Genomic DNA, 23,072 nt, shown 5'->3' with positions numbered 1-23,072 from the left:
CGACGACGCTACGAGCGGAGCCCCCCGAACCCCAGGGGACAGCGGCTGTCGAGTGGCTGTCGGTTTCCGGGAAACCCGCGGCTGCCCCATAGCCGTCCGCCGGACCCCGCCCGCTCGGTACGCTTGCGCCCATGTACGGCTACGACCAGAGCGCGGGTACGCAGCAGCAGTACGCCACGCCACAGCAGCAGATGCCGGGCGGGTACGGCCAGCAGCCGCCGCTGTACCCCGAGCCGTCCCCGCCGTCCCTCGCGGACGCGGTGCGCGCCTTCACCACCGGACAGCTCGCCGCCGAGGACTTCCAGCAGGTCTTCGCCACGTCGAAGGTGTACTGCCCACGCGGCGACAACCCCGGCTTCCTCGCCCTCCACAACACCCAGCAGCCGGTGATCCCGATGTTCACCTCGCTGAAGGAACTGCGCCGGTACGCGGGCAAGGAGTCCAAGTACTTCGTGATCACCGGCGCCGAGGTGATCGACCTCCTGCCGACCGGATACGGCTTCGTCCTCGACATGGAGGGCGAGCACCGGATGGTGTTCGACGCCAAGGCGGTCGAGCAGATGGTCGAGTTCGCGATGCGGCGGATGTACGGCTGACCGGTGCCCGGCGGCAGGAAAACCCTCACCTGATTGTCACAGCCATGCCATAGAGTTCCCCCTTGGCAGCCGCGCCCCGCACGCCACGTAGCGTCCGGGTGCCGCGCGGCGCTCTCAGTCTCCCGGCGACCCCGGGATCTCTTGTGGGGGTTCACACCTGTGCGCATGCGCAGCACATCCACCGCGACGGCACTCGCGGTCCTCTTCGGCTCCGTCGCCCTGAGCGTCACCGCGGCGGGTTCCGCCTCGGCCGCGTCGGCCGTCCTCACCCAGCCCGTCGGCCTGATCGCGGACGGCGCGCTGCGGCGCGTCTTCGTGGCGGACCAGGACAACGGACGGATCCTGGCCACCGACTACAGCGGCACCCTGGTCGACCTCAACGACGGCTTCGGCCGCCCCAGCGACCTCGCACTCTCGGACGACGGTCTCACCCTGTACGCCGTCCTGCCCACGACCCACGAGATCGTGGCCCTCGACGCGGCCACCCTGGAGGTCAGGACCCGCTACGACCTCGGCACCGGAGTCGACCCGCGCGAGGCCGGCTTCGCGGGCGGACGCCTGTGGTTCTCGTACCGGACGACGGACGAGAACGGCTCCTTCCACGGCAACCTGGGCGTCATCGACCCCGTCGCCACCGACGCTGCCGCCGCGGTGACCCTCGGACAGTTTCCGCAGGACGTCGCCCCGTACGACGACGCGGCCGTCCTCGACGCGGACCCGTCCTCACCCGGTCTCCTCGCCCTCCACGACAGCACCGCCGCGGCCGCGATCAACCTCCTCGACGTCTCCGGCACCGCCCCGCAGGTGGTCGCCAGGACGGAGAGCGATCGCTGGACCCTGGACGTCGACCTCATGCCCGGCGCCTCCCAGGTGCTGTGGAACGGCTACCGGAAGCTGAACTACACCGACGGCGCCTTCACCGAGGTCGCGGGCCTCAGCGAGAGCGGCTGGTCCTCCGACGTCTCCCCGGCCGGCCTGATCGCCCAGGCCTACGACCGCCACGTGAACGTCTACAAGGCGGGCTCCGCCACGCCGGTGCGCCGCTTCGACGCCGGGACCGTCGGCATGGGCGAGGTGACCTGGGCCCCCGACTCCTCCCGGGTGTTCGCCCTGGCCGGCAACTCGGACAACACCTACACCCTGAAGGCGTTCACGGGCCCGGCGCTCAGCGTGCCGACTCTCACCGTCACCGCGCCCGCGACCGCGCCCCGCGCCAAGAAGCTCACGGTCAAGGGCAAGCTCACGGCGAACGTGCCGTTCGCGGCGGGCACGCAGCTCGCGGTCACCCGCACCGACCTGGAGAGCCCCAACGGCAAGGCGCTGGCCGCCGTGACGGTGAAGTCCGACGGCACCTACTCCTTCACGGACACCCCGCCGGCCGGCGGCAAGGTCACGTACAAGGTCGCCTACGCGGGCGACGCGGAGCACACCGCGGCGAAGGCCTCCGACTCCGTCGACGTCTCCCGCGCCTCGACCTCGCTCAGCCTGAACAACAACGGCAAGCTGTACTCGTACGGCAAGGACGTCAAGTTCACGGCGCACCTGGGTACGACGTACAAGAACCGCTCGGTGTCGATCTACGCCGACCCCTTCGGCGGCGACAAGGGCAAGAAGCTCATCAAGACCGGCAAGGTCAACTCCGACGGCAACCTCTCCGTCTGGGTCGACATGACCCGGGACACCGCCGTCACCGCGGTCTTCTCGGGCGACGCCCGCTACAAGCCGAAGACGGTCAAGTCCACGGCCTACGCCAAGGTCAAGATCTCCACCGCCGTCTCCAAGCACTACAAGACGGCGAAGATCGGCTCGACGTCGTACTACTGGTTCCACAAGAACACCGACCCGCTGCTCACCACGACGATGACCTACTACCCGGGCCGTCAGCAGCGCTTCGACCTCCAGGTCTACTACCAGGGCACCTGGTACTCGTCGGACTCGGAGTACTTCCCGCTCGGCACGAACGGCAAGTCGGCCATATCCCTCGGGGCACCCGGTGAGTCGGGCATCCGGGCGCGGATGCGGTCGGTGTACGTCAACGGCTCGTCCGGTGACACGGTGAACTCGACGACGTACGGATCCTGGAAGTACCTGTACTTCAGCAACTGACACGGGGCGCACCCGTGCGGCGGAGCCCGGAGGGAATGCCCTCCGGGCTTCTGCCGTTAGGGGTGGCAGGAAGTTCAATGCTCAACTAAACTGGACGCACCAAGGAGGTACCGACATGCCCGCAGTGACCGTCGAGAACCCGCTGACACTGCCCCGCGTCGCCGCACCGGCGGACGCCGTGGCCCGTCCCGTACTCACCGTGACGACCGCACCCAGCGGCTTCGAGGGTGAGGGCTTCCCGGTGCGCCGTGCGTTCGCCGGGATCAATTACCGGCATCTGGATCCGTTCATCATGATGGATCAGATGGGGGAGGTGGACTACGGCGCCGGCGAACCGAAGGGGACTCCCTGGCATCCTCACCGGGGCTTCGAGACCGTCACCTACATCATCGACGGGATCTTCGACCACCAGGACAGCCAGGGTGGGGGCGGCACCATCACCAACGGCGACACTCAATGGATGACCGCCGGCTCGGGCCTCCTGCACATCGAGGCACCGCCGGAGTCGCTGGTCATGTCCGGAGGGCTGTTCCACGGACTCCAGCTCTGGGTGAACCTCCCGGCCAAGGACAAGATGATGGCGCCGCGGTACCAGGACATCCGCGGCGGCAACGTCCAGCTGCTGACCACACCCGACGGCGGCGCGCTGCTCCGTGTCATCGCCGGTGAGCTGGACGGCCACCAGGGCCCCGGTATCACCCACACCCCGATCACGATGATCCACGCGACGCTGGCGCCGGGCGCGGAGATCACGCTGCCGTGGCGTGAGGACTTCAACGGCCTTGCCTACGTGCTGGCGGGGCGCGGTGCGGTGGGTGCCGAGCGACGCCCCGTCCACCTCGGCCAGACCGCGGTCTTCGGCACGGGCTCGTCCCTGACGGTCCGCGCGGACGAGAAGCAGGACTCCCACACCCCGGACCTCGAGGTCGTCATCCTCGGCGGCCAGCCGATCCGTGAGCCCATGGCCCACTACGGCCCGTTCGTCATGAACACCCGTGAGGAACTCCAGCAGGCGTTCGACGACTTCCAGAAGGGCCGGCTGGGGACCATACCCGCGGTGCATGGAATGTCGGAGGGCGGCCTGTAAAGGCGCGAGGAGCTCGGTAACTTACGACGAGGCCCGAAGCCGCAACCTTGGATTGCGGCTTCGGGCCTGTCCTATTTCGGTGCCTCCGCATTCAGGCCGACCTCCAGGGCAACACGCGTATATAGCAAAGATGTTCATCCGAAAGGCTGAGAGAAGCATCGATACTGCTGGTGTCGGAGTCTCGTCGAGGTCGGCCTGTAGTCCGCTGAAGGGATGCAGCTTCTCCCCCTCCCCATCCGCCGCATCGCCGCCTGGTGTGCCGTGGCGCTTCTTGTTGCCGGGGTTGGCTACGTCGGGATTCGGTTGTGTGCGGAGTTGCGGACCGCTGTTGTGCCGGTGTTGTTGGCGTTGCTCGGGACCGCGTTGCTCGGGCCGTTGCATCGGTGGCTCATCAAGGTCAAGGTCGGGCGGGCGCTCGCTGCCGGGCTCACCTGTGTGGCCGTGGTGGGGGTGGTGGGTGGGGCCGTGTACATCATCGTCGCCGCGCTCATCGACACCGGGGATCAGATCGTCGCCTCGCTGAAGGACGCGGCTCAGGGGATCGCGGATCACTTCGGGGCTGCCGGGACCTCGCTGGACGATCTGGCGTCCAACTCCAAGGACCTGCTCGGGAAGTTCGGGGGGACCGCCGCTTCCGGGGTCATCAGTGGGGTGAGTGTGGTGGGGGAGGCCCTTGCCATGGCTGTTCTCGCGCTCTTTCTTGTCTTCTTCTTCCTGCGGGACTCCTATCGGGCCGCCGGTGCGTTGCGGGCGCTGGTCCCCGCCTCGTCGGGTGATCTCGTCGAGGCCATGGCCCGGCGGGCCTTCGAGAGTGTTGAAGGGTTTATGCGGGGGACCACTCTGATCGCCCTCATCGACGCCATCTGCATCACCGTCGGGTTGTTGATCCTGGACGTTCCGGGGGCCGTCGGGCTGGGGGCGCTCGTGTTCGTCGGGGCCTACATCCCTTATCTCGGTGCCTTCGTCTCGGGGGCTGTCGCGGTGCTCGTCGCGCTGGCCGACCGTGGGTTCGTCATCGCGCTGTGGGCGCTGGGAGTCGTGCTTGCCGTGCAGGTGCTGGAAGGGCATGTGCTCCAGCCCGTCATCCAGAGCCGTACGGTGCAGATGCATCCCGCCGTCGTCATGGTCACCATCACGGCGGGGGCGTCCGTCGCCGGGGTTCTCGGGATGCTGCTCGCGGTGCCGCTCACCGCCGCCGCGTTCGGGGTCGCGCACGAGTTGCGGGAGCGTTATGAGGGAGTGGAGGACTCGTCCGCCGTCGACTCGTAGAGCTCGAACCAGATGCTCTTGCCCTCGCCCCGTGGGTCCACTCCCCAGGTGTCCGCGAGGAGTTCGATGAGCATCAGGCCGCGGCCGGAGGAGGCGAGTTCGCCGGGGCGGCGTTTGTGGGGGAGGTCGTCGCTGGTGTCGGTGACCTCGACGCGCATCCGGCGGGTGCCGGGGCCGTCGCCGTGGATCTCGGCGAGGAGGAGCGCGTCGGCGTCGGTGTGGACGAGGACGTTGGTCAGCATCTCGGAGAGGAGCAGGACCGCGGAGTCGATCTGGTCCGGGGAGGGCCAGTCGTGGAGGAGGTCGCGCAGTTGTTCGCGGGCCACGGCCACGCGCTCCGGTTCCGCCTGGGCCACCGAGAGCATCGTGCGGCGGACCTGGGGCGCGGGGACGGTGTCGCCGCAGCCGCAGCCGTCTCCCTCGCGGTGCAGCAACAGGACCGCTATGTCGTCCTCGCGGCGGTCGGCCAGCGGGCCCGGGGTGTGGTGGGAGGAGGGGCCGTGGACCGCCTGGACCAGGGCGTCGGCGAGTGCCTCCAGGTCGTCGCCCCGGTGGGCCTCGAGGATGGTGCGGAGCCGCTGCCAGCCGGTGTCGAGGTCGTGGCCGCCGGTTTCCAGGAGGCCGTCGGTGCAGACCATCATCGTCTCGCCGGGTTCGAGGGTGAGCCGGGTGGTCGGGTAGTCGGCGTCCGGGTCGATGCCGAGGGGGAGGCCGCCGTCGGTGCGGCGGGCCATGACCGTGCCGTCGGCCATGCGGATCGCCGGGTCGGGGTGGCCGGCGCGGGCGATGTCGAGGGCGCCGGTCTTGGGGTCCACCTCGGCGTAGAGGCAGGTCGCGAAGCGCAGGTCGCCGGGGTCCTGGTCGTCGTCGTAGGCCATGCCGTGCAGGAAGCGGGAGGCGCGGGAGAGGACCGCGTCGGGGCGGTGGCCCTCGGAGGCGTAGGCGCGCAGGGCTATGCGGAGCTGGCCCATCAGGCCCGCCGCGCGGACGTCGTGGCCCTGGACGTCGCCGATGACGAGGGCCAGGCGGCCGTTCGGGAGCGGGATCATGTCGTACCAGTCGCCGCCGACCTGGAGGCCGCCGCCGGTGGGGACGTAGCGGGCCGCGACGCTCATGCCCGGTATCTCGGGGCCCAGCTTGGGGAGCATGGAGCGCTGGAGGCCGTCGGTGAGTTCGCGGGCGGATTCCGCGGCCTCGGCTCGGGAGAGGGCCTGGGCCAGCATGCGGGCGACCGTGGTCAGGACCGAGCGTTCGTCGGGGGTGAAGGCCACCGGGTAGGTGAAGGCCGCCATCCAGGCGCCCATCGTGCGGCCGGCGACGGTCAGGGGCAGAAACGCCCAGGACTGGCGGCCGAAGTGGGCGGCGAGCGGCCAGGTGACGGGGTAGCGGTCGCGGTAGCGCTCGGGGGTGGACAGGTAGACGGCTCGGCCGGTGCGGACCACTTCCGCCGCCGGGTAGTCCGTCGCCAGGGACATGTGGGAGAAGGGGCCCTCGTCGCCGGGCTGCTGGCCGTGGTGGCCGATGATCTTCAGCCGGTCGCCCTCGACGCCGAAGACGGCGAGGCCGTCGGGGGAGAAGCCGGGCATGGAGAGGCCGGCGGCGACGCGCAGGACCTCTTCCGTCGAGCGGGCCTCGGCCAGGGCGCGGCCCGCGTCCAGCAGGAACGCCTCGCGGGAGCGGCGCCAGTCGCCGGTGACCGCGGTGCTGCTGCGGGCCGCCGCGGTGGTCGGCGAGGGCTCGGTGACCTCCTGCATCGCGCCGATGAGGACGAAGGCGCGGCGCTCGGGGTCGTAGGACGGCTTGGAGCGGCTGCGGACGACGCGGATCACCCGGTTCTGCTCGTCCATGATCCGGATGCGGACCTCGGCGAGGGTGCCCTCGGCGACGGCGAGCTGGATCACGCCGGTGATCTCGTTCCAGTCCACGGGGTGCATCCGGGCGCGTGCCTGGACCTCGGTGAGGGTGGTCGCCTCGGCTCGCAGCCCGAGCAGCCGGGCGGCCTCGGCGTCCACGGTGACCAGGCCCGTTGCGGTGTCCCAGTGCCACAGGCCGGTTGCGAGGGCGGCGAGTACCTCCCCCACGGCGGGCAGGGGCTCACCAGTGCGCATTGCCCCACTGTAAGAAGAGGTGATCGCACCCTGCCACTGATGGCCCATGCATGCATACGACGGAAAGGGTGGAGAGCCGATCTTGGGGTGGCCGGTACCCTTGGGAGGTCCGGGCACCATGGCCCGTTCCTGTCGGGGAGTGACCCTCGGCACACGCCCACACTGTAAGGACGATGAACGACGATGCATCGGTACAGGTCCCACACCTGCGGCGAGCTCCGCTCCTCTGACGTCGGCACCGACGTCCGGCTGAGTGGCTGGCTGCACAATCGGCGCGACCTGGGCGGCATCCTCTTCATCGATCTGCGCGATCACTACGGCATCACGCAGCTCGTCGCCCGGCCGGGCACGGACGCGTACGAGGCTCTGGACAAGGTCTCCAAGGAGTCGACGGTCCGGATCGACGGCCGCGTTGTTTCACGTGGAACCGAGAACGTGAACCCGGATCTGCCCACCGGTGAGATCGAGGTCGAGGTGAGCGAGGTCGAGCTGCTCGGCGCCGCCGCCCCGCTGCCGTTCACGATCAACGCCGAGGACGGGGTCAACGAGGAGCGGCGTCTTGAGTACCGCTTCCTGGACCTGCGCCGCGAGCGGATGCACAAGAACATCATGCTGCGCTCGTCGGTGATCGCCTCGATCCGCTCCAAGATGGTGGCCCTCGGCTTCAACGAGATGGCGACGCCGATCCTGTCCGCCACCTCTCCCGAGGGCGCGCGTGACTTCGTGGTGCCGTCGCGGCTGAACCCGGGCAAGTTCTACGCCCTCCCCCAGGCACCGCAGCAGTTCAAGCAGCTGCTGATGATCTCGGGCTTCGACCGCTACTTCCAGATCGCGCCCTGCTTCCGCGACGAGGACGCGCGTGCGGACCGTTCGCCGGGCGAGTTCTACCAGCTCGACGTCGAGATGAGCTTCGTCGAGCAGGAGGACGTCTTCCAGCCGATCGAGAAGCTCATGACCGAGCTGTTCGAGGAGTTCGGCAACGGGCGTCATGTGACCTCGCCGTTCCCGCGGATCCCGTTCCGTGAGGCGATGCTGAAGTACGGCTCCGACAAGCCGGACCTGCGGGCCCAGCTGGAGCTCGTCGACATCACCGATGTCTTCGAGGCGAGCGAGTTCAAGGCCTTCGCCGGCAAGCATGTGCGTGCGCTGGCCGTGCCGGACGTCTCCGCGCAGCCGCGGAAGTTCTTCGACCAGCTCGGCGACTTCGCCGTCTCGCAGGGCGCGAAGGGCCTGGCCTGGGTGCGGGTCGCCGAGGACGGTTCGCTGTCCGGGCCGATCGCCAAGTTCCTCACCGAGGAGAACGTCGCCGAGCTGACCAAGCGGCTCTCCCTGGCCGCCGGGCACGCCGTGTTCTTCGGCGCGGGCGAGTTCGACGAGGTTTCGAAGATCATGGGCGCGGTGCGGGTCGAGGCCGCCAAGCGTGCCGGGCACTTCGAGGAGAACGTCTTCCGGTTCTGCTGGATCGTCGACTTCCCGATGTACGAGAAGGACGAGGACACCGGCGCGATCGACTTCTCGCACAACCCGTTCTCGATGCCGCAGGGCGGTCTTGAGGCCCTGGAGACCCAGGACCCGCTGGACATCCTCGGCTGGCAGTACGACATCGTCTGCAACGGTGTGGAGCTGTCCTCCGGCGCGATCCGGAACCACGAGCCCGAGATCATGCTGAAGGCCTTCGAGATCGCGGGCTACGACCGGGACACGGTCGAGGAGAAGTTCGCCGGCATGCTGCGCGCGTTCCGCTTCGGCGCCCCGCCGCACGGCGGTATCGCCCCCGGTGTCGACCGCATCGTGATGCTGCTGGCCGACGAGCCCAACATCCGCGAGACCATCGCCTTCCCGCTCAACGGCAACGCCCAGGACCTGATGATGGGCGCGCCGACGGAGCTGGAGGAGGCGCGGCTGAAGGAGCTGCACCTGTCGGTGCGCAAGCCGCAGCCCAAGTAAGGCAGTTGGGGTAGGAGGGCTCGAAACCGGCGTCGGTTTCGAGCCCTTTCCCTTGCGCACCACGATTCACAGCGCATTCCGATGTTCTCGCCGGATTTCCCAGCTCTAGCGTCCCTGGGCATGACGGGAACTCAGAAAGCAGATGACAGAGGGCAGTTGAGGCGCCGCACGGTCCTGGCGGCCGGCGGTGCGACGGTGACCGCGGTGGGGGTGGGCGGTGCCTTCGCCGTCAACGCGTCCGCGGGTGAGGAGCGGGTCGAGGCCGATGCCTGCTACAAGCTGACCTCGGAGACCACCGAGGGGCCGTACTACATCGACGCGGACAAGATCCGCCGTGATGTCACCGAGGACAAGGAGGGCATCCCCCTCCTCCTCGCGCTCAAGGTGATCGACAACGAGACCTGCCGGCCCATCCGCAACGCGGCCGTGGACATCTGGCACTGCGACGCGGTGGGCGTGTACTCCGGGTACGAGGGGATGGGCAACGGGGGTGGCGGGGGCGGACCGGCTCCGACCGAGACCCCGACCGGTACGCCCACCGACGTTCCCACCGGCCCTCCCCCGGGCGGTGGTGGCGGCCATCAGGAGCCGACCGACGACACCCGCTATCTGCGCGGCACCTGGCGGACCGACAAGCACGGGCACGTCACCTTCAGGACCGTCTTCCCGGGCTGGTACCGGGGTCGTACGGTGCACATCCATGTGAAGGTGCACGTCAACGGCGAGTGGACCGACGCCGGTTACGAGGGTGGCAACACCTGCCACACCGGCCAGTTCTTCTTCGACGAGGAGTCGGTGCTCGCCTCGGCGGCCGTGGAGCCGTACGCCTCCAACGCGGCGGAGCGGACCACGCTCGACGAGGACACCATCTACGACGGCAGCGGCACCACGGGCGGTCTCCTCAAGCTGAAGTACAACAAGAAGAACATCGCCAAGGGCGTGACCGGCTCCCTCACGATGGGCGTCGACCCGGACGCGGAGAACGACAACACCACGATGTGACACGGGCAGAACGCGAAAGGCGCCCGGGACGGTCGAGTCCCGGGCGCCTTCGTGCTGTTACAGGCCCAGCGCCAGGTACGTCGCGTCCAGCTCCGCTACGTCCAGGCCCGCCGCCTCGCGGACCAGGCGGATCGCGCGGTAGATCTGGTTGATGTGGGCGATGTCGTGGCCGACGACCTTCTTGATCATGACCTCCATGGTCTCGCCGCCCTGCTCGCCGTGGTGGCCGGTGCGCTGCCAGTCCTCCGGGGTGAGGGCGGCGAGCAGGGCCACGTTGGAGGCGCGCAGGCCGGTCCACGCGTCGAGCATCTGGCGGAAGGGGAGGCGGGGCAGCGGGGCCCACTTCTCCTCGTCGTAGCCGGGGTAGACCGGGGCGTCCTCGGTGGCGACCAGGCGCCAGCGGAAGCCGTAGACGATGTCGACGTCGAAGAGGTGCCCGACGGTGAACGCGGCCGGCCACTCCCCCTCCTCCGGGACGGTCTCGGCGAGCTCGGTCGGCAGGTCGGCGAAGAGCCGCGCGGCCCACACCGGGGTCTTGGCGAGGACGTCGAACGGGTCGCGCTCGGCGGCGACTTCGAGGAGCGCGGTGACGTAGGCGGCCGGCTCCTTGGTGGCGGAGGGGATGTCGATGCGGGGGACTTCGGTGCTGGCGATGGTCATCAGGATCTCTCAGGTGTGAAGTGACGTGGGGGAGGAAGTCAGTTGGTCGCGGCGGGCACGGGCTCCGGCGTCTCGGCCGCCGGGGCCTCGGTCTGCCGTACGCCGGGCTTGGCGCCCAGCACCAGGACCGCGCCGAGGGCGGCGACGGCGGCGCAGACCATCCAGTGCAGCGGGGCGTTGATGCCGTAGAGCAGACCGCCGACGGCCGGGCCGAGGGTGCCGCCGAGGGTGTGGGCGAGGCCCTCGGCGCCCTGGTAGCGGCCACGCAGGTGGGCCGGGGAGAACTCGGCCGGGTAGGCGTTGGCGATCGGCGTGTAGATGGTCTCGGCGACGGTCCAGACGACGACCGTCAGCGCCAGCAGCCACACGGCGCTCACGGCACCGGTCAGGCCCATGCCCGCGCCCAGCAGCAGCAGGCCGAGGGCGATGACGCGGCGCGGGTCGCGGCGCTCGGTGTGCTTGGTCAGGGGCAGCTCGATGACCACGCAGAGCAGGGCGTTGAGGCCGAGGAGGAGACCGTAGGCCGTGTTGGACAGGCCGGCGTCGGTGACGTGCAGGGGGAGGGTCGCGGTGGCCTGGCCGTAGACGAAGGTCGCGGCGACCATCGAGAGCAGGAACAGGACGTAGGGGCGGTCGGTGAAGACCTCGCGGTAGCCGCCCTTGCCGGTCGCCTCGGCGACCGTGACCGCCGCCTTCGGGGGCCGGCCGGCAGGCAGGAGCAGCAGGGCCAGGGTGCCGAAGGCGAAGGAGAACATGGCGTCGCCCGAGAACAGGTACGTGTACGAGGCCGCGCTGAGCAGACCGCCGACGAGCGGGCCGACCGCCATGCCGACGTTGACGGCGAGGCGCAGCACCGCGAAGGCCATCACCCGCTGCTCGCCCTCGACGACGTCGACGAGCAGGGCGCCGGCCGCCGGGCGGTAGAGCTGGGCGAAGACGCCGACCAGGCCGACCAGGGCGGTGGTGGTGACGAGGCCGTCGGTGAAGGGCACCGCGGCGGTGGCCGCCGCCGAGCCGAACATCGACACGGCGATGGCGCTGCGGCGGCCGAACTTGTCGGCGACGGTGCCGCCGATCATGTTGCCGACGAACGTGCCGAGTCCGACCACGGCCAGCGCGAGGCCCGCCTGGGCGGCGGAGAAGCCCTGGGCGACCAGGAAGAGCACGAGGAAGACGTTGAGGAAGTTCCCGAACTTGATCAGGAACATTCCCGCGAAGATCACCCAGGCGCTGCGGGGCAGTTGGCGCAGGCGTCGGTGCAGGGGGGCGGTGTCCGCCATGAGGGGCTCTCCTTGGGGGCCTTGGGGGTCGGTCAGCAGGCGGACGCCAACTGCCTTGTTCAGGAGGAAAGGTCGGCTGCGGTCTCGGCGGGCTGGGGGACGCGGCGCGCCGCCACCAGCACCGAGGCGAGCACTCCGCACAGTGCCGCGATGACGACGGCGAAGAACGTGGTCAGCTGATCGAGAGCGCCGGTCGCGTAGCCGTAGCTGTCGGTCTCCGCCACGAAATAGGTCTGGAGGGTGATCTTCAGGCCCGCGCCGACGAGGGTGAGCAGAAACGCAGTGGTGCTGAGAACGAGAAGGAACGCCCGTGTGCGGGGCTCGTACATTGGCCGCATGACCTCGATGTTCCCGGCCGGGAGGCGGCCGGGGAAGGGGATCGGGCGGGCACCAAAGTGCGTGGCACGAAAGTGCCAGCGACCCTTTTCCGAAGGCCCGCTGCGTCTTTTGTGCCGGGCATTCTTGTGCCACCCGGAAAGTATTTTCCCGCACGAATTCATGGCACAGAGTTCTCGGCATGACCCAGCAATCAACGACCTCGCGGTCCACCGGTGACCACACACTTCTTGTCGTGGGCGGCCGGATCCAGACGCTGCGCAAGGCGGCCGCCCTCGGTATCCGCTTCGTGCTGATCCAGCACCAGGACCACTTCGTGCCGGAGGCGGCCAGGCTCGCCGAGGCCGTGATCATCGCCGACTACACCGACTGGGAGACCACCCGCCCGCTGATCGAGGCCGCGCATGTCGCGTACGGCTTCACCCGGGTCGTGTCGATCACCGAGCCCGGTCTGGTGCCGGCCGCGCGGATCAGCGACCACCTGGGCCTGGGCGGCACCACCGAGCGCACCGCCGAACTCCTGCACGACAAGCGGGCGATGCGCGATCTGCTGGCCTCCTCGGAGGAGACGCGGGACCTGTCGGTCGCCGCCGCCGAGGTCACGAGCGCGCAGGACCTCGTCGCCTTCGGTGCCGAGCACGGCTACCCGTTCGTGCTCAAGCCGGCCGACGCCACCGCCAGCCTCGGTGTCGAGCGCATCGACGGCCCCGAGCAGGCCGCCGCCGCGTGGGCCGGGGTGGAGGCGCTGCGGGCGCGCACCGACCTCCAGTGGGGGAACTTCTTCCACATCGAGCGCTTCCTCGTCGAGCAGTACATCTCCGGGCCGGAGTTCAGCGTGGAGTCCTTCTCCTTCGCGGGCCGGCACGTGATCCTCGCGATCACGGAGAAGCTGACCGGCGGCGAGAACGGGTTCATCGAGTTCGGGCACGCCCTGCCGGCCCGGCTCACCCCCGAGCAGGAGCGGAGCGTCGAGGACACGGTCGCCCGCTTCCTGGACGCCCTCGGCCTCACCGACGGCGCCGCCCACACCGAGCTGCGGCTCACCCCCACCGGCCCGAAGATCATCGAGAGCCACAACCGCATGGGCGGCGACCGCATCTTCGACCTGCTGAACGCCGCCTACGGCATCGACATCGAAGAGTGGATCGTGGCCTGGCAGTTCGAGCTGATCCCGGCCCTGGACACCCGCCCGGTGCCGGAGCGCTCCGCCGCCACCCGCTTCCTGTCCGCCCGCCCCGGCACGGTCGTCGAGGTGCAGGGCGCCGAGGAGGCCAAGGCCCTGGCCGACGTCCTCGACGTCGAGACCACCGTCAAGCCCGGCGACGTCCTGGGCGAGCTGCGCGGCAACTGGGACCGCGCGGGCCAGGTGCTCACCACCGGCCCGGACACCTCGGCGGCGATCGCCACCGCCGAGGCGCTGCTGGAGCAAGTCACCGTAGTCACCGTCGAGTTGGAGCAGAAGGTCGCGGCATGAGCAACAAGATCCTGCTGATCATGCGGAACACCTACGCGTGGCACCGCGAGCACATCGAGACGCTGGAGCGGATGGGTCTGGAGATCCACCTGGCCACCGGCGTCAAGCAGGCCGCCGACGACGGCCGCTTCGCCTCCGTGGTGCCCATCCCGGAGGAGCTGGAGGGCGAGTCGATGGCCCGCTTCTGCGCCGAGGAGGCCCGCAAGCTGGGCATCGACACGGCGATCACCTTCTACGACAGCGACATCGCCGTCACCTCCCGCGCCAACCAGCTGCTCGGCCACTCCTGGCCGCGCCCCGAGGCCGACGCGATCTCCCGCGACAAGCAGCTCCAGCGCAACTTCCTCACCGCACACGGCCTGCCCGCCCCGCAGTTCGCCGGTGTGACCGGCGTGGAGACGGGCCTGAAGGCGGCGGAGGACTTCGCGTACCCCTTCATCGTCAAGCCCAGCGCGCTCGCCGCGAGCATCGGCGTGAGCCTGGTCCGCGACCGGGACGAGCTGGAGCGGGCGCTGACGGACGTGGCGCGGCTCGCCGAGGAGTGGGGCGGCTACTTCCCGAGCGACGGCCCCGAGATCGCCCTCATCGAGGAGTTCCTGCCCGGCAAGGAGGTCACCCTCGACGGAGTGGTCGTCGACGGCGCCTTCCACCTCGTCGGCGTCACCAACAAGATGCAGATGCCCGGCCCCTACTTCGAGGAGGACTTCTACACCCTGCCCTTCCGCACCCCGGAGGAGGAGCCGGAGCTGGTCGAGGTCGCCGAGGGCATCGTCGCCGGACTCGGGGTGAGGAACTGTCTGTTCAACGCCGAGTTCCGGCAGGACTCCCAAGGCCGGTACCGGGTCGTGGAGTTCGCCACCCGCATGAGCGGCGGCCAGAACTACCGCAACCTGCGCGAGGTGCACGGCATCGACGCGGTACGGCTCTACGCGAAGGCCGTGCTCGCCGGTGACGACGCCGACAAGCGGGCCGCCGTGCTCGACGGCGAGGTCCGCAGGGCCGCCACCCCGCGCGCCGCGACCTGCATCAAGTTCGCCTACCGGACCGGCACGCTGGTCCGCAACAACCCCGGCGACGCCTACCACTCCCCCTACTTCCGCTCCTACATCCCCGCCTCCAAGCCCGGCGACCGGCTGCGCCGCGCCCCCGAGGGCTGGTACGAGATCGCCGGCTCGCTGGCCGTCGCGGCGCCCTACCGCGGGGTCGAGGACGTCGACCGGGTGGAGCGGATCGCCGCCGAGCTGGACGAGCAGCTCGATGTCGTGATCGTGCCGCCCGTGGCCGTGCCGCCGGCTGTCAGGGGCGCCGCGTGATCTTCCGCACGGGCATCACCGAGCCCACCGCCATCGACCCGTACAAGGCCCAGGAGGGCGAGGGGATCCAGGTCTGCAAGGCGCTGTTCACGGGCCTGCTGGCCCTGGACGAGGACGGCGGGCTGATCCCGGCGACGGCCCGGGAATGGGGGTCCGACCCGACCGCCACCACCTGGACGTTCCGGCTGCGCACCGACACCGTCTTCAGCGACGGCGAGCCGGTCACCGCGCACAGCTTCGTCCGCGGCTGGCGGCGCGCCCTGGACCCCGAGGCCAACACCGAGACCGCCTACCACCTGGCCGGCGTACGGGACTTCACGGCCGTGGACGACGCCACGCTGGTCGTCGAACTCGCCGAGCCCGACGTCCAGTTCGACCTCAAGACGCTCCAGCCGGTCTTCTTCCCGGTGCCGTCCTGGACGCCGGCCGCGCTGGACCCGTCGTACAACGATCTCCCCGTCGGCAACGGCCCGTTCGTGATGGACGGACCCTGGCGGCACGGCGAGTCGATCCGGCTGCGGCGCAACGCGCGGTGGTTCGGTCCGCGGCCGGAGATCGAGGAGATCCACTTCGACATCCTCGACCCGGTCACCGCCCTGGACGACGAGTACGCCCGGTTCGTCGACGGCACCTACGACTACGCCAGGATCCCCCCGGCGAAGACCGCGGAGGCGGCCCAGCGGGACGGTTACCTGGAGCAGGAGGGCGCCGGGCTCTTCTACCTTATCCCCTTCTGCCACCAGGCGCCGATGGACTCGGTGGACGCCCGCCGGGCGGTCTCCGCCGCCATCGACCGGCAGGGCCTCATCGACACGTACTTCCACGGCAGCCGCACCGCCGCGCACTCGCTGCTGTCGCCGTGGTTCGGCAAGGCGCACACCCCGCGCCCGGAGATGGGGGACGTGGACTGGACGGCGTACGACCCGGAGCGGGCGCGGGAAGCGGCCCAGCGGGCGGGTCTCGGTCCCGGTACGCGGATCGACCTCGCCTACAACACCGGCGCCGGGCACGACGACTGGGTCATCGCCCTGGCCCAGGGGCTGGAGCAAGTCCACGGCTGGCAGGTCGAGTTGCTGCGCACGGACGCGCGCGGGCTCGTCGACCACCGTACGTCGGTGGCGGCGGCAGGTCTGTGCCGGGCCGGGTGGGCCTGCGACTACCCCACCCCCGACAACATGCTCTTCCCGCTGCTGCACTCCTCGTGCACCGCGCCCGACGCCGAGGGCACCGCCCACGGTGACAACGAAGGGCGGTACGTGGACGCCGAGTTCGACGCCCTGGTGGCCCGCGCCCGCGCCGCCACCGACCCCGCCGAACGCGTCGACGCCTGGCGGCGGGCCGACCGGATCGCGATCCGCGACCTCGCCCTCATCCCCCTCTGGTACCGCACCGACCAGCGCGTGTACGCGGCCGACCGCATCGGCGGCCTGCGTATCGACTTCGACGGCAACCCGACCTTCACGACCGTGACCGCAAGGAGCACCCAGCGATGAGCACCACTCCCGTGTACGACATCCTCGGCATCGGCTTCGGGCCCGCCAACCTCGCCCTCGCCATCGCCCTGGAGGAGCGGAACTCCCCGCTGACCGCACGCTTCCTGGAGGCCCGCCCGAGCCCGGAATGGCAGCCGGGCATGCTCCTGGACGGCTCCGACATCCAGAACCACCCCAGCCGTGACCTGGTGACCCTGCGCAACCCGCGCTCCCGCTACAGCTTCCTCAACTACCTGCACGAGCAGGGCCGGCTGCTGCGCCATCTGAACCTCCCCTCGGAGTTCCCGCTGCGCAAGGAGTACGCCGGGTACATCCGCTGGGCGGCCGGCTTCTTCTCCCATGTCGTCGACTGCAACCAGCGGGCCGAGGGCCTTCAGGTCGTGGAGGAGAACGGGGAGCGGCTGTACGAGGTGACGACCATGTCGGGCCGCCGCTACCTCGGTCGCACGCTGGTCATGGGTCCGGGGCGGACCCCCTACATTCCGGCGCCTTACGACTCGCTCCGTGGTGAGCGGGTGTTCCATCTGACGCAGTACCTGCCGAAGCTCGCCGCGCTGACGGCGCAGGGGCAGCCGGCGTCGGTGGCGGTCATCGGCGGCAGCCAGAGCGCGGTGGAGCTGGCGCTGGATCTGGGGCGGCGGTTCCCGCGGACGCGGGTGACCACCTATACGCGGTCGCACTCACTGCGGCAGAAGGACACCAGCCCGTTCAGCGAGGAGGGGTACTTCCCCGAGTTCACCGACTACTACTTCCGGGCCTCCCGGGACGGCAAGAAGGCGCTCGACGCGTTCATGCACCCGACGAACTACTCCTCCGCCGACATCGACGTGCTGCGGGAGCTGTACCTGGAGATCTACGAGCAGGAACTCGACGGGGACCAGCGGCTGTTCGTGCGCGGCAACCTGGAGGCCGTGTCGGTGGCCGAGGCGGACGGGCGGGTGAACATCGACTTCCTGGAGCGCAACACCGGGGAGACGGTGACCGACTCCGTGGACTTCGCCGTGCTTGCCACCGGGTTCCGGAACATGGGGCCGGGAGCGCACGAGGAGCTTTGCCCGCCGCTGATGGCTGCGCTGGCTGAGCGGTTTGGCAAGGAGGCTGACGGTCGGCTGGAGGTGGGTGTCGATTACGCCCTGAAGCCGGTGGTCGACGGTACGCCTCCGCTGTTCCTCAACGGGCTGTGCGAGTCCAGTCATGGGATTGGTGACGCCGGGTCGTTCAGCCTTCTGTCGCTTCGGGCGGCGACGTTGACGGATTCGTTGAGTGCGGTGCTTTCGAGTAACGACCGGAGCGCCGTGCTGGCTGCGGCTTGAGGTGCGTGTGCCGGTCCGTTGTGGCTGGTCGCGCAGTTCCCCGCGCCCCTGAAGACAGGCGTTTCCCTTACCCCTTGGAAGGCACTTCCCTCCATGACCGCAACCATTGACCACGCCGCCCCTACCTCCCCCGGGTACCCCGGGCCCTACGTCTCCGGCACTCTCCCCGGCCCGCTCAGCGCCGAGCTGCTCGACCGGCAGGCCGCGCGTGAATCCAACTCACGCTCGTATCCGCGAAAACTTCCCATAGCCATCCGGCGCGGCAAGGGGAGCTATGTAGAAGACCTCGACGGGAACGTCTTTCTCGACTTTCTCTCCGGGGCCGGGGTGCTGTCGCTCGGGCACAATCACCCCGAGCCGCTTGCCGCAGCCCACCGTCAGCTTGACGAGTTCGTGCACGGGCTGGACTTTCCCACCCCGATCAAGGACGAGTTCACCGAGCTGACCATCGGGATGCTGCCGGCGCCGATGCGGGAACGGACAAAGATCCACTTCTGTGGGCCGACCGGCGCCAACGCCGTGGACGCCGCGCTGAAGCTGTGCAAGACCGCCACCGGCCGTGAGGAGATCATCACCTTCCAGGGCGGGTTCCACGGGGCCACCATGGCCGCGATGAGCGTCACCGGGCTCGTCGAGCAGAAGGAGCCGGTACGCGGCCGGATGCCGGGCGTGCACTTCTTCCCGTACTCCAACTGCCACAGCTGCCCGCTGGGGCTGAAGCGGGAGAACTGCGAGGTCAACTGCGCCACCTTCCTGGAGCGCGCCCTCACCGACGTCAACGGCGGCATCACGCTTCCCGCCGCTGTGATCATGGAGCTGGTGCAGGGCGAGGGTGGCGTCATCCCGGCCGACGTGGAGTTCGTGCGGCGGGTGCGTGAGGTCACCAAGCGGCTCGGCATTCCGATGATCGTCGACGAGGTGCAGAGCGGCTGCGGGCGTACCGGTACCTGGTTCGCCTTCGAGCAGTACGGCATCGAGCCCGATGTGGTGTGTGCCTCCAAGGCGCTCAGCGGCATGGGGCTGCCGGCCTCCGTGATCCTCTACGACGAGAAGCTGGACACCTGGGCGCCGGGCGCCCACAGCGGCACCTTCCGCGGCAACCAGCCCGCCTTCGCCGCCGCCGTCGCCACCCTCAAGGTCGTGGCCCGGGACCGGGTGCTGGAGAACGTCCGGGCGCGCGCCGAGCAGTTGATGGTGCATTTGCAGGGGCTGCGGGGCGTGAGCTCGTACGTCGCCGACGTGCGCGGGCTCGGGCTGATGACCGGTGTCGAGCTCAACGACCCGGTCACCGGGCAGCCCGCCAGCAAGCTCGCCAAGCGGGTGCAGTGGGAGGCCGTCAGCCGCGGGCTGATCCTCGAACTCGGCGGCCGTGACGACTGCGTCGTGCGCATGCTGCCGCCGCTGAACTGCTCCGAGCAGGAGATCGACATCGCCGGACGCATCCTGCGCGAGGCCCTCACCGCCGCCGAGGAGGCCCTCCGATGAGCGCATACGACGTCCATGACCTGGTCGTCGCCGGGTTCGGGCCCTCCGGGATCGCGCTCGCCGCCGCCGTCGAGGACCACGACGACGCCCACGGGGGTGTGCTCAGCGCCCGTTACCTGGAGAAGGCCGGCGACTCCGCCTGGCAGCCCAACCTCGTCCTGCCCGGCACCGACATCCAGCACCACTTCCTGCGCGACTTCGCCACGCCCCGCGACCCGCGCTCCCGCTTCGGGTTCCCGAGCTATCTGCACCAGACCGGCCGCTTCTACCCGTTCACGCTGATGGGGGGCTACCCGAGCCGCCTGGAGTGGTCGGACTACGTGCAGTGGGCGGCCGGGCAGGTGCGCGGCCGGATCGACTACCACCGTGAGGTGCTGTCGGTGGAGCCGGTGGTCGGCGACGACGGGCGGGTGCGCAGTGCCCGGGTGGTGTCCCGTGATCCTCGAGACGGTTCCGTGCACGCCGTCGAGGGGCGGAACATCGCCCTCGCCACCGGGCATGTGGCCTACGTCCCCGAAGTGTTCCAGGGCGCGCTCGGTGAACGCGTCTTCCACGCCTCCCAGTTGCTGCCCAAGCTCGCCGCCCTCGGCTCCCTGGACCGCGTCGCCGTCATCGGCGCCGGGCAGACCGCCGGTGAGATCGTGCTGCATCTGGCCGGGCAGCACCCCGGCGCCCACATCCACTCCCTGGTCCGGCACGCCGGCTTCCGGATGTACGAACTGGGCCACTTCAGCAACGAGGTGTACTTCCCCGACGAGACCGACTACTTCTACGCACTCGGCGACGAGGAGCGCGAGCGGGCCCTGAACCAGGCCCGGGCCACCAACTACGCCGCCGTCGACCCGGATGTCTCGACCGGGCTCTACCAGGCCGTCTACCAGGACGGGCTCACCGGGCGGCAGCGGCTGCACATGCACCGGCGGACGGATGTGCGTGAGGTCGCGCTGAGCGGGGACACGGTCCAGCTCCACACGGAAGAGGTCTTCACCGGGGAGCGGAACGTCATCGAGACCGATGCCGTCATCGTCTGCACCGGGTATCGCGAGCCCGCCTTCCCCCGCCAACTGGAGGCGTTCAAGCCCTACTTGAAGCTGGACGCGCAGGGCCGCCCGGACGTCACCCGGGCCTACCGCGCCGAGACCGGCGACGACTGCGAGGTGGGTCTCTACCTCGACGGCCTCACCGAGTGGCGGCACGGCATCGGCTCCGCCACCTCCTTCAGCCAGATGGCCGCCAAGGCCGACACCATCCACCGCGACCTGCGCAGCCGACTGCGCCAGCCCGTCGCCGTATGAACGGGGGGACCCCATGAGCGAGCAGCAGAGCCAGCAGAAGAAGAGCTACATGCACGTGTTCACCGCGCACGAGGAGGACATGGTCTTCGAGGAGCCGTACAACGTCAGCGGCCGGCGCATCTTCCCCTGGCCCGGCGCGGTCGAGGAGCCCTTCTGGGGCGGCGCCTGGGTGGACGTGGCGCCCGGCGAGACGTCCACCGCCCACAACCACGACGAGAACGAGATGTTCTTCATCACCGAGGGCAGCGGCGTCATGCGCATCGGTGCGGAGACGCGCCGGGTGCGGGCCGGGGAGACGGTGTTCATCACGCCGTACCAGGACCACGACCTGACCAACGACGGCGAGACCCGGCTGCGGTTCGTCACCATCTGGTGGGGCGGCGCCGAGGCGGTCGCCCGCGAAAGGGCCAAGTGGGCCTCGGTGTTCGAGATCGACGACCCGTCCGGCCCGGTCAACTCCCGTGTGGTGGCAGGGGTGTCCGTCTGATGAGTCCCATCGTGCACGCGCACGCCGACGCCGTGGTCGTCGGCGGCGGGGTGATCGGCGCGGCCATCGCGCACCAGCTCGCGCTGGCCGGGCTCGGCCGGATCGTGCTGTGCGACCAGGGCCGGGTCAACGCCCAGGGCGCCACGTCCCGTTCGGGCGGGCTGCTGCGGCTGCACCACACGTCCGTCGCCGACACGCGGCTCGCCGCACGCTCCCTGCCCGTCTTCGAGCAGTGGGCGGACGTGATCGGCGGGGACTGCGGGTACCGGCGGACCGGGTTCGTGATGATCGTCGGCGACAACCACGCCGAGGACCTCAGGCAGAACGCCGCCGCCACGACGGACGCCGCCGGGCACCGGCGGGTCGAGATCGTCGACCCGGGCGAGCTGAAGGAGATCTATCCCGGGCTCAGCACCGAGAGCATCGCGCTGGCCGCCTACGAGCCCGAGGGCGGGTACGCCGACCCGATGATGGCCTCGGGGGCGCTGCTGGCCGCCGCCTACCGGCTCGGGGTCTCCCCGTCCGAGGGCATCCGGGCGATGAAGGTCCTGGAGCACGCCGGTGTCGTCACCGGGGTGCTGACCTCCATCGGGCGTATCGACGCCCCGCTGGTGGTGCTCGCGGGCGGTGCCTGGGGGTCCGCTCCCGCCGAGTACCTCGGCGTGCACATCCCGGTGACCGCCCGCCGGATCGGCCTCGCGCAGGCCGAGCTGCCGGGCGCGGGGCGGCGCGGCTCGCGGGCCTCGGTGCCGACCTGCATCGACGACACCACCGGCTCCTACTTCCGGCCCGACGGCCTGGACCGCTTCTACTTCGGCGTGCCCAGCAAGCCGGACACCGAGCTGGGCCGGGACGTGGAGCCGCTGACGCAGGCCGAGCTGGAGGCGGCGATCAACGCGATCGCGGTCCGTGTCCCGCAGGCCGCCACGGCTCCGCTGGCCGGCACACGGTCGGGCCTCGACGGCTACACGCCGGACAAGCGCCCGGTCGTGGGCGCCGCCGGGCCCGACGGGCTCTACCTCGCCCTCGGCTTCAGCGGCGGCGGCTTCAAGATGGCGCCCGCCGTCGCGGAGCTCGCCGCGCGGGAGATCATCGACGGCGGTGCCGTACCCGGCAAGGCGGTCCAGGAGCTCCTGGAGCCCTACCGGCCGCAGCGGTTCCTCGCGGGCCGGCCGGTCAGACCGGAGGCGCCGTATGACCACATGTGAGCCCAAGATGCGACTGCGGGCGCTGCTCGCCGAGGACATCGCCACCGTCCTCGCCAAGGACCCCGCCGCCTCCTCCCGCGCCGAGGTGCTGCTCTACCCGCACATCCACGCCCTGTGGACGTACCGGGTCGCGCACCGCCTCTGGCAGCGCGGGCACCGCTTCACCGCCCGCGCCCTGTCGCTGCTGGCCCGCGCGGTGAGCGGCATCGAGATCCACCCGGGGGCGCGGATCGGCCGCCGCTTCTTCGTCGACCACGGCACCGCCGTCGTCATCGGCGAGACCGTCCGCATCGGCGACGACGTGATGCTCTACCACCAGGTGACGCTCGGCTCGGTCGGCTGGTGGAAGGACCTGCGCCGCCCGGCCGGGTCCCGCCGCCACCCCGTCGTCGGCGACCGCGTGATCATCGGCACCGGCGCCAGCGTGCTGGGCCCGGTCACCGTCGGCTCCGACTCCCGCGTCGGCGCCCACGCCATCGTCCTGGACGACCTCCCGCCGCACAGCCGCGTGGTGGCCCCGACCTGCGAGGTGCTCCCGGCACTCGACACCGGCGCCATCGAGGCAGCCGCCCCGGAGCCCGCTCCCGCCCTCGACCAGCTCGCTTCCTGAGTT

Annotated in this window: 19 protein-coding genes; 15 read left to right on the top strand and 4 right to left on the bottom strand. The window is 70.2% G+C overall.

Annotation, left to right across the window (positions count from 1 at the left end; all coding sequences use genetic code 11):
- Positions 1-131: 131 nt before the first annotated feature.
- From OG866_RS21410 to OG866_RS21395, 4 genes are all read left to right on the top strand, one after another.
- Positions 132-596 carry an SseB family protein gene (locus tag OG866_RS21410; protein ID WP_059194285.1) on the top strand — a complete coding sequence of 155 codons (465 nt, stop codon included), beginning with the start codon at positions 132-134 and terminating at the stop codon, positions 594-596.
- A gap of 165 nt (positions 597-761) precedes the next feature.
- The gene (locus OG866_RS21405; RefSeq protein ID WP_329336939.1) at positions 762-2,702 is read left to right on the top strand and encodes a YncE family protein; all 1,941 of its coding nucleotides are present in this window, start codon (positions 762-764) and stop codon (positions 2,700-2,702) included.
- A 115-nt stretch (positions 2,703-2,817) separates the two neighbouring features.
- Complete coding sequence (locus OG866_RS21400; RefSeq protein WP_329336938.1) at positions 2,818-3,789, top strand: pirin family protein; 972 nt, start codon at positions 2,818-2,820, stop codon at positions 3,787-3,789.
- A 213-nt stretch (positions 3,790-4,002) separates the two neighbouring features.
- Positions 4,003-5,058: an AI-2E family transporter gene (locus OG866_RS21395; RefSeq protein ID WP_329336936.1), complete on the top strand. Its 1,056-nt coding sequence runs from the start codon at positions 4,003-4,005 to the stop codon at positions 5,056-5,058.
- On the opposite strand, the gene OG866_RS21390 is transcribed toward OG866_RS21395, so the two are convergent.
- Positions 5,019-7,166, bottom strand: a complete 2,148-nt coding sequence (locus OG866_RS21390; RefSeq protein ID WP_329336934.1) for a SpoIIE family protein phosphatase — start codon at positions 7,164-7,166, stop codon at positions 5,019-5,021. The two genes, OG866_RS21395 and OG866_RS21390, sit on opposite strands and share 40 nt — an antisense overlap.
- 183 nt (positions 7,167-7,349) lie before the next feature.
- On the opposite strand from OG866_RS21390, the gene aspS reads away from it, so the two are divergent.
- Entirely contained in the window at positions 7,350-9,113 is a 1,764-nt protein-coding gene (gene aspS, locus OG866_RS21385; RefSeq protein WP_329336932.1) for an aspartate--tRNA ligase, read from the top strand.
- 120 nt (positions 9,114-9,233) lie between these two features.
- The gene (locus OG866_RS21380) at positions 9,234-10,115 is read left to right on the top strand and encodes an intradiol ring-cleavage dioxygenase (protein ID WP_329336930.1); all 882 of its coding nucleotides are present in this window, start codon (positions 9,234-9,236) and stop codon (positions 10,113-10,115) included.
- Between the two features lie 57 nt (positions 10,116-10,172).
- Here OG866_RS21380 and OG866_RS21375 read toward each other — a convergent pair whose 3' ends face one another.
- The 3 genes from OG866_RS21375 to OG866_RS21365 are packed head-to-tail and all read right to left on the bottom strand — an operon-like array spanning position 10,173 to position 12,393.
- Positions 10,173-10,775 (bottom strand): DinB family protein, encoded by a 603-nt coding sequence (locus OG866_RS21375; RefSeq protein ID WP_329336929.1) that lies wholly within the window; start codon positions 10,773-10,775, stop codon positions 10,173-10,175.
- A 38-nt stretch (positions 10,776-10,813) separates the two neighbouring features.
- On the bottom strand, positions 10,814-12,055 hold the full coding sequence (locus OG866_RS21370; RefSeq protein ID WP_329336928.1) for an MDR family MFS transporter: 1,242 nt from the start codon (positions 12,053-12,055) through the stop codon (positions 10,814-10,816).
- A gap of 59 nt (positions 12,056-12,114) precedes the next feature.
- Positions 12,115-12,393 carry a hypothetical protein gene (locus OG866_RS21365; RefSeq protein ID WP_329336927.1) on the bottom strand — a complete coding sequence of 93 codons (279 nt, stop codon included), beginning with the start codon at positions 12,391-12,393 and terminating at the stop codon, positions 12,115-12,117.
- A 179-nt stretch (positions 12,394-12,572) separates the two neighbouring features.
- Here OG866_RS21365 and OG866_RS21360 point away from each other — a divergent pair, with 179 nt between their 5' ends.
- The 9 genes from OG866_RS21360 to epsC all read left to right on the top strand — a co-directional run bounded on the left by OG866_RS21360 (position 12,573) and on the right by epsC (position 23,069).
- Positions 12,573-13,865 (top strand): ATP-grasp domain-containing protein, encoded by a 1,293-nt coding sequence (locus OG866_RS21360; RefSeq protein WP_329336926.1) that lies wholly within the window; start codon positions 12,573-12,575, stop codon positions 13,863-13,865.
- Positions 13,862-15,178 carry an ATP-grasp domain-containing protein gene (locus OG866_RS21355; RefSeq protein WP_329336924.1) on the top strand — a complete coding sequence of 439 codons (1,317 nt, stop codon included), beginning with the start codon at positions 13,862-13,864 and terminating at the stop codon, positions 15,176-15,178. The genes OG866_RS21360 and OG866_RS21355 overlap by 4 nt, the downstream gene beginning before the upstream one ends.
- Entirely contained in the window at positions 15,175-16,671 is a 1,497-nt protein-coding gene (locus OG866_RS21350; RefSeq protein ID WP_329336923.1) for an ABC transporter substrate-binding protein, read from the top strand. Before OG866_RS21355 ends, OG866_RS21350 begins: the two co-directional genes overlap by 4 nt.
- Complete coding sequence (locus OG866_RS21345; protein ID WP_329336922.1) at positions 16,668-17,984, top strand: lysine N(6)-hydroxylase/L-ornithine N(5)-oxygenase family protein; 1,317 nt, start codon at positions 16,668-16,670, stop codon at positions 17,982-17,984. Before OG866_RS21350 ends, OG866_RS21345 begins: the two co-directional genes overlap by 4 nt.
- 93 nt (positions 17,985-18,077) lie before the next feature.
- Complete coding sequence (locus OG866_RS21340) at positions 18,078-19,469, top strand: diaminobutyrate--2-oxoglutarate transaminase family protein (RefSeq protein ID WP_329336921.1); 1,392 nt, start codon at positions 18,078-18,080, stop codon at positions 19,467-19,469.
- Entirely contained in the window at positions 19,466-20,764 is a 1,299-nt protein-coding gene (locus tag OG866_RS21335) for a SidA/IucD/PvdA family monooxygenase (protein ID WP_329336920.1), read from the top strand. Before OG866_RS21340 ends, OG866_RS21335 begins: the two co-directional genes overlap by 4 nt.
- Positions 20,765-20,777: 13 nt before the next feature.
- Complete coding sequence (locus OG866_RS21330) at positions 20,778-21,251, top strand: cupin domain-containing protein (protein ID WP_329336919.1); 474 nt, start codon at positions 20,778-20,780, stop codon at positions 21,249-21,251.
- A complete protein-coding gene (locus OG866_RS21325) occupies positions 21,251-22,459 on the top strand; it encodes an NAD(P)/FAD-dependent oxidoreductase (RefSeq protein ID WP_329336918.1) in 1,209 nt (402 codons plus the stop codon). Before OG866_RS21330 ends, OG866_RS21325 begins: the two co-directional genes overlap by 1 nt.
- Positions 22,446-23,069, top strand: coding sequence for a serine O-acetyltransferase EpsC (gene epsC, locus OG866_RS21320; RefSeq protein ID WP_329336917.1), 624 nt, complete (start codon positions 22,446-22,448; stop codon positions 23,067-23,069). Before OG866_RS21325 ends, epsC begins: the two co-directional genes overlap by 14 nt.
- The last annotated feature ends 3 nt before the right edge of the window (positions 23,070-23,072 follow it).

It is taken from the genome of Streptomyces sp. NBC_00663 (assembly GCF_036226885.1).
Lineage (GTDB): Bacteria > Actinomycetota > Actinomycetes > Streptomycetales > Streptomycetaceae > Streptomyces.
The sequence above is the reverse complement of the archived record's forward strand: the minus strand, read 5'-3'. Positions and strand labels throughout refer to the sequence as shown.

Coding starts and splice junctions, on each gene's coding strand:
- OG866_RS21410 (WP_059194285.1), top strand. CDS start 132: ATGTACGGCTACGACCAGAGCGCGGGTACGCAGCAGCAGTACGCCACG.
- OG866_RS21405 (WP_329336939.1), top strand. CDS start 762: ATGCGCAGCACATCCACCGCGACGGCACTCGCGGTCCTCTTCGGCTCC.
- OG866_RS21400 (WP_329336938.1), top strand. CDS start 2,818: ATGCCCGCAGTGACCGTCGAGAACCCGCTGACACTGCCCCGCGTCGCC.
- OG866_RS21395 (WP_329336936.1), top strand. CDS start 4,003: ATGCAGCTTCTCCCCCTCCCCATCCGCCGCATCGCCGCCTGGTGTGCC.
- OG866_RS21390 (WP_329336934.1), bottom strand. CDS start 7,166: ATGCGCACTGGTGAGCCCCTGCCCGCCGTGGGGGAGGTACTCGCCGCC.
- aspS (WP_329336932.1), top strand. CDS start 7,350: ATGCATCGGTACAGGTCCCACACCTGCGGCGAGCTCCGCTCCTCTGAC.
- OG866_RS21380 (WP_329336930.1), top strand. CDS start 9,234: ATGACGGGAACTCAGAAAGCAGATGACAGAGGGCAGTTGAGGCGCCGC.
- OG866_RS21375 (WP_329336929.1), bottom strand. CDS start 10,775: ATGACCATCGCCAGCACCGAAGTCCCCCGCATCGACATCCCCTCCGCC.
- OG866_RS21370 (WP_329336928.1), bottom strand. CDS start 12,055: ATGGCGGACACCGCCCCCCTGCACCGACGCCTGCGCCAACTGCCCCGC.
- OG866_RS21365 (WP_329336927.1), bottom strand. CDS start 12,393: ATGCGGCCAATGTACGAGCCCCGCACACGGGCGTTCCTTCTCGTTCTC.
- OG866_RS21360 (WP_329336926.1), top strand. CDS start 12,573: ATGACCCAGCAATCAACGACCTCGCGGTCCACCGGTGACCACACACTT.
- OG866_RS21355 (WP_329336924.1), top strand. CDS start 13,862: ATGAGCAACAAGATCCTGCTGATCATGCGGAACACCTACGCGTGGCAC.
- OG866_RS21345 (WP_329336922.1), top strand. CDS start 16,668: ATGAGCACCACTCCCGTGTACGACATCCTCGGCATCGGCTTCGGGCCC.
- OG866_RS21340 (WP_329336921.1), top strand. CDS start 18,078: ATGACCGCAACCATTGACCACGCCGCCCCTACCTCCCCCGGGTACCCC.
- OG866_RS21335 (WP_329336920.1), top strand. CDS start 19,466: ATGAGCGCATACGACGTCCATGACCTGGTCGTCGCCGGGTTCGGGCCC.
- OG866_RS21330 (WP_329336919.1), top strand. CDS start 20,778: ATGAGCGAGCAGCAGAGCCAGCAGAAGAAGAGCTACATGCACGTGTTC.
- OG866_RS21325 (WP_329336918.1), top strand. CDS start 21,251: ATGAGTCCCATCGTGCACGCGCACGCCGACGCCGTGGTCGTCGGCGGC.
- epsC (WP_329336917.1), top strand. CDS start 22,446: ATGACCACATGTGAGCCCAAGATGCGACTGCGGGCGCTGCTCGCCGAG.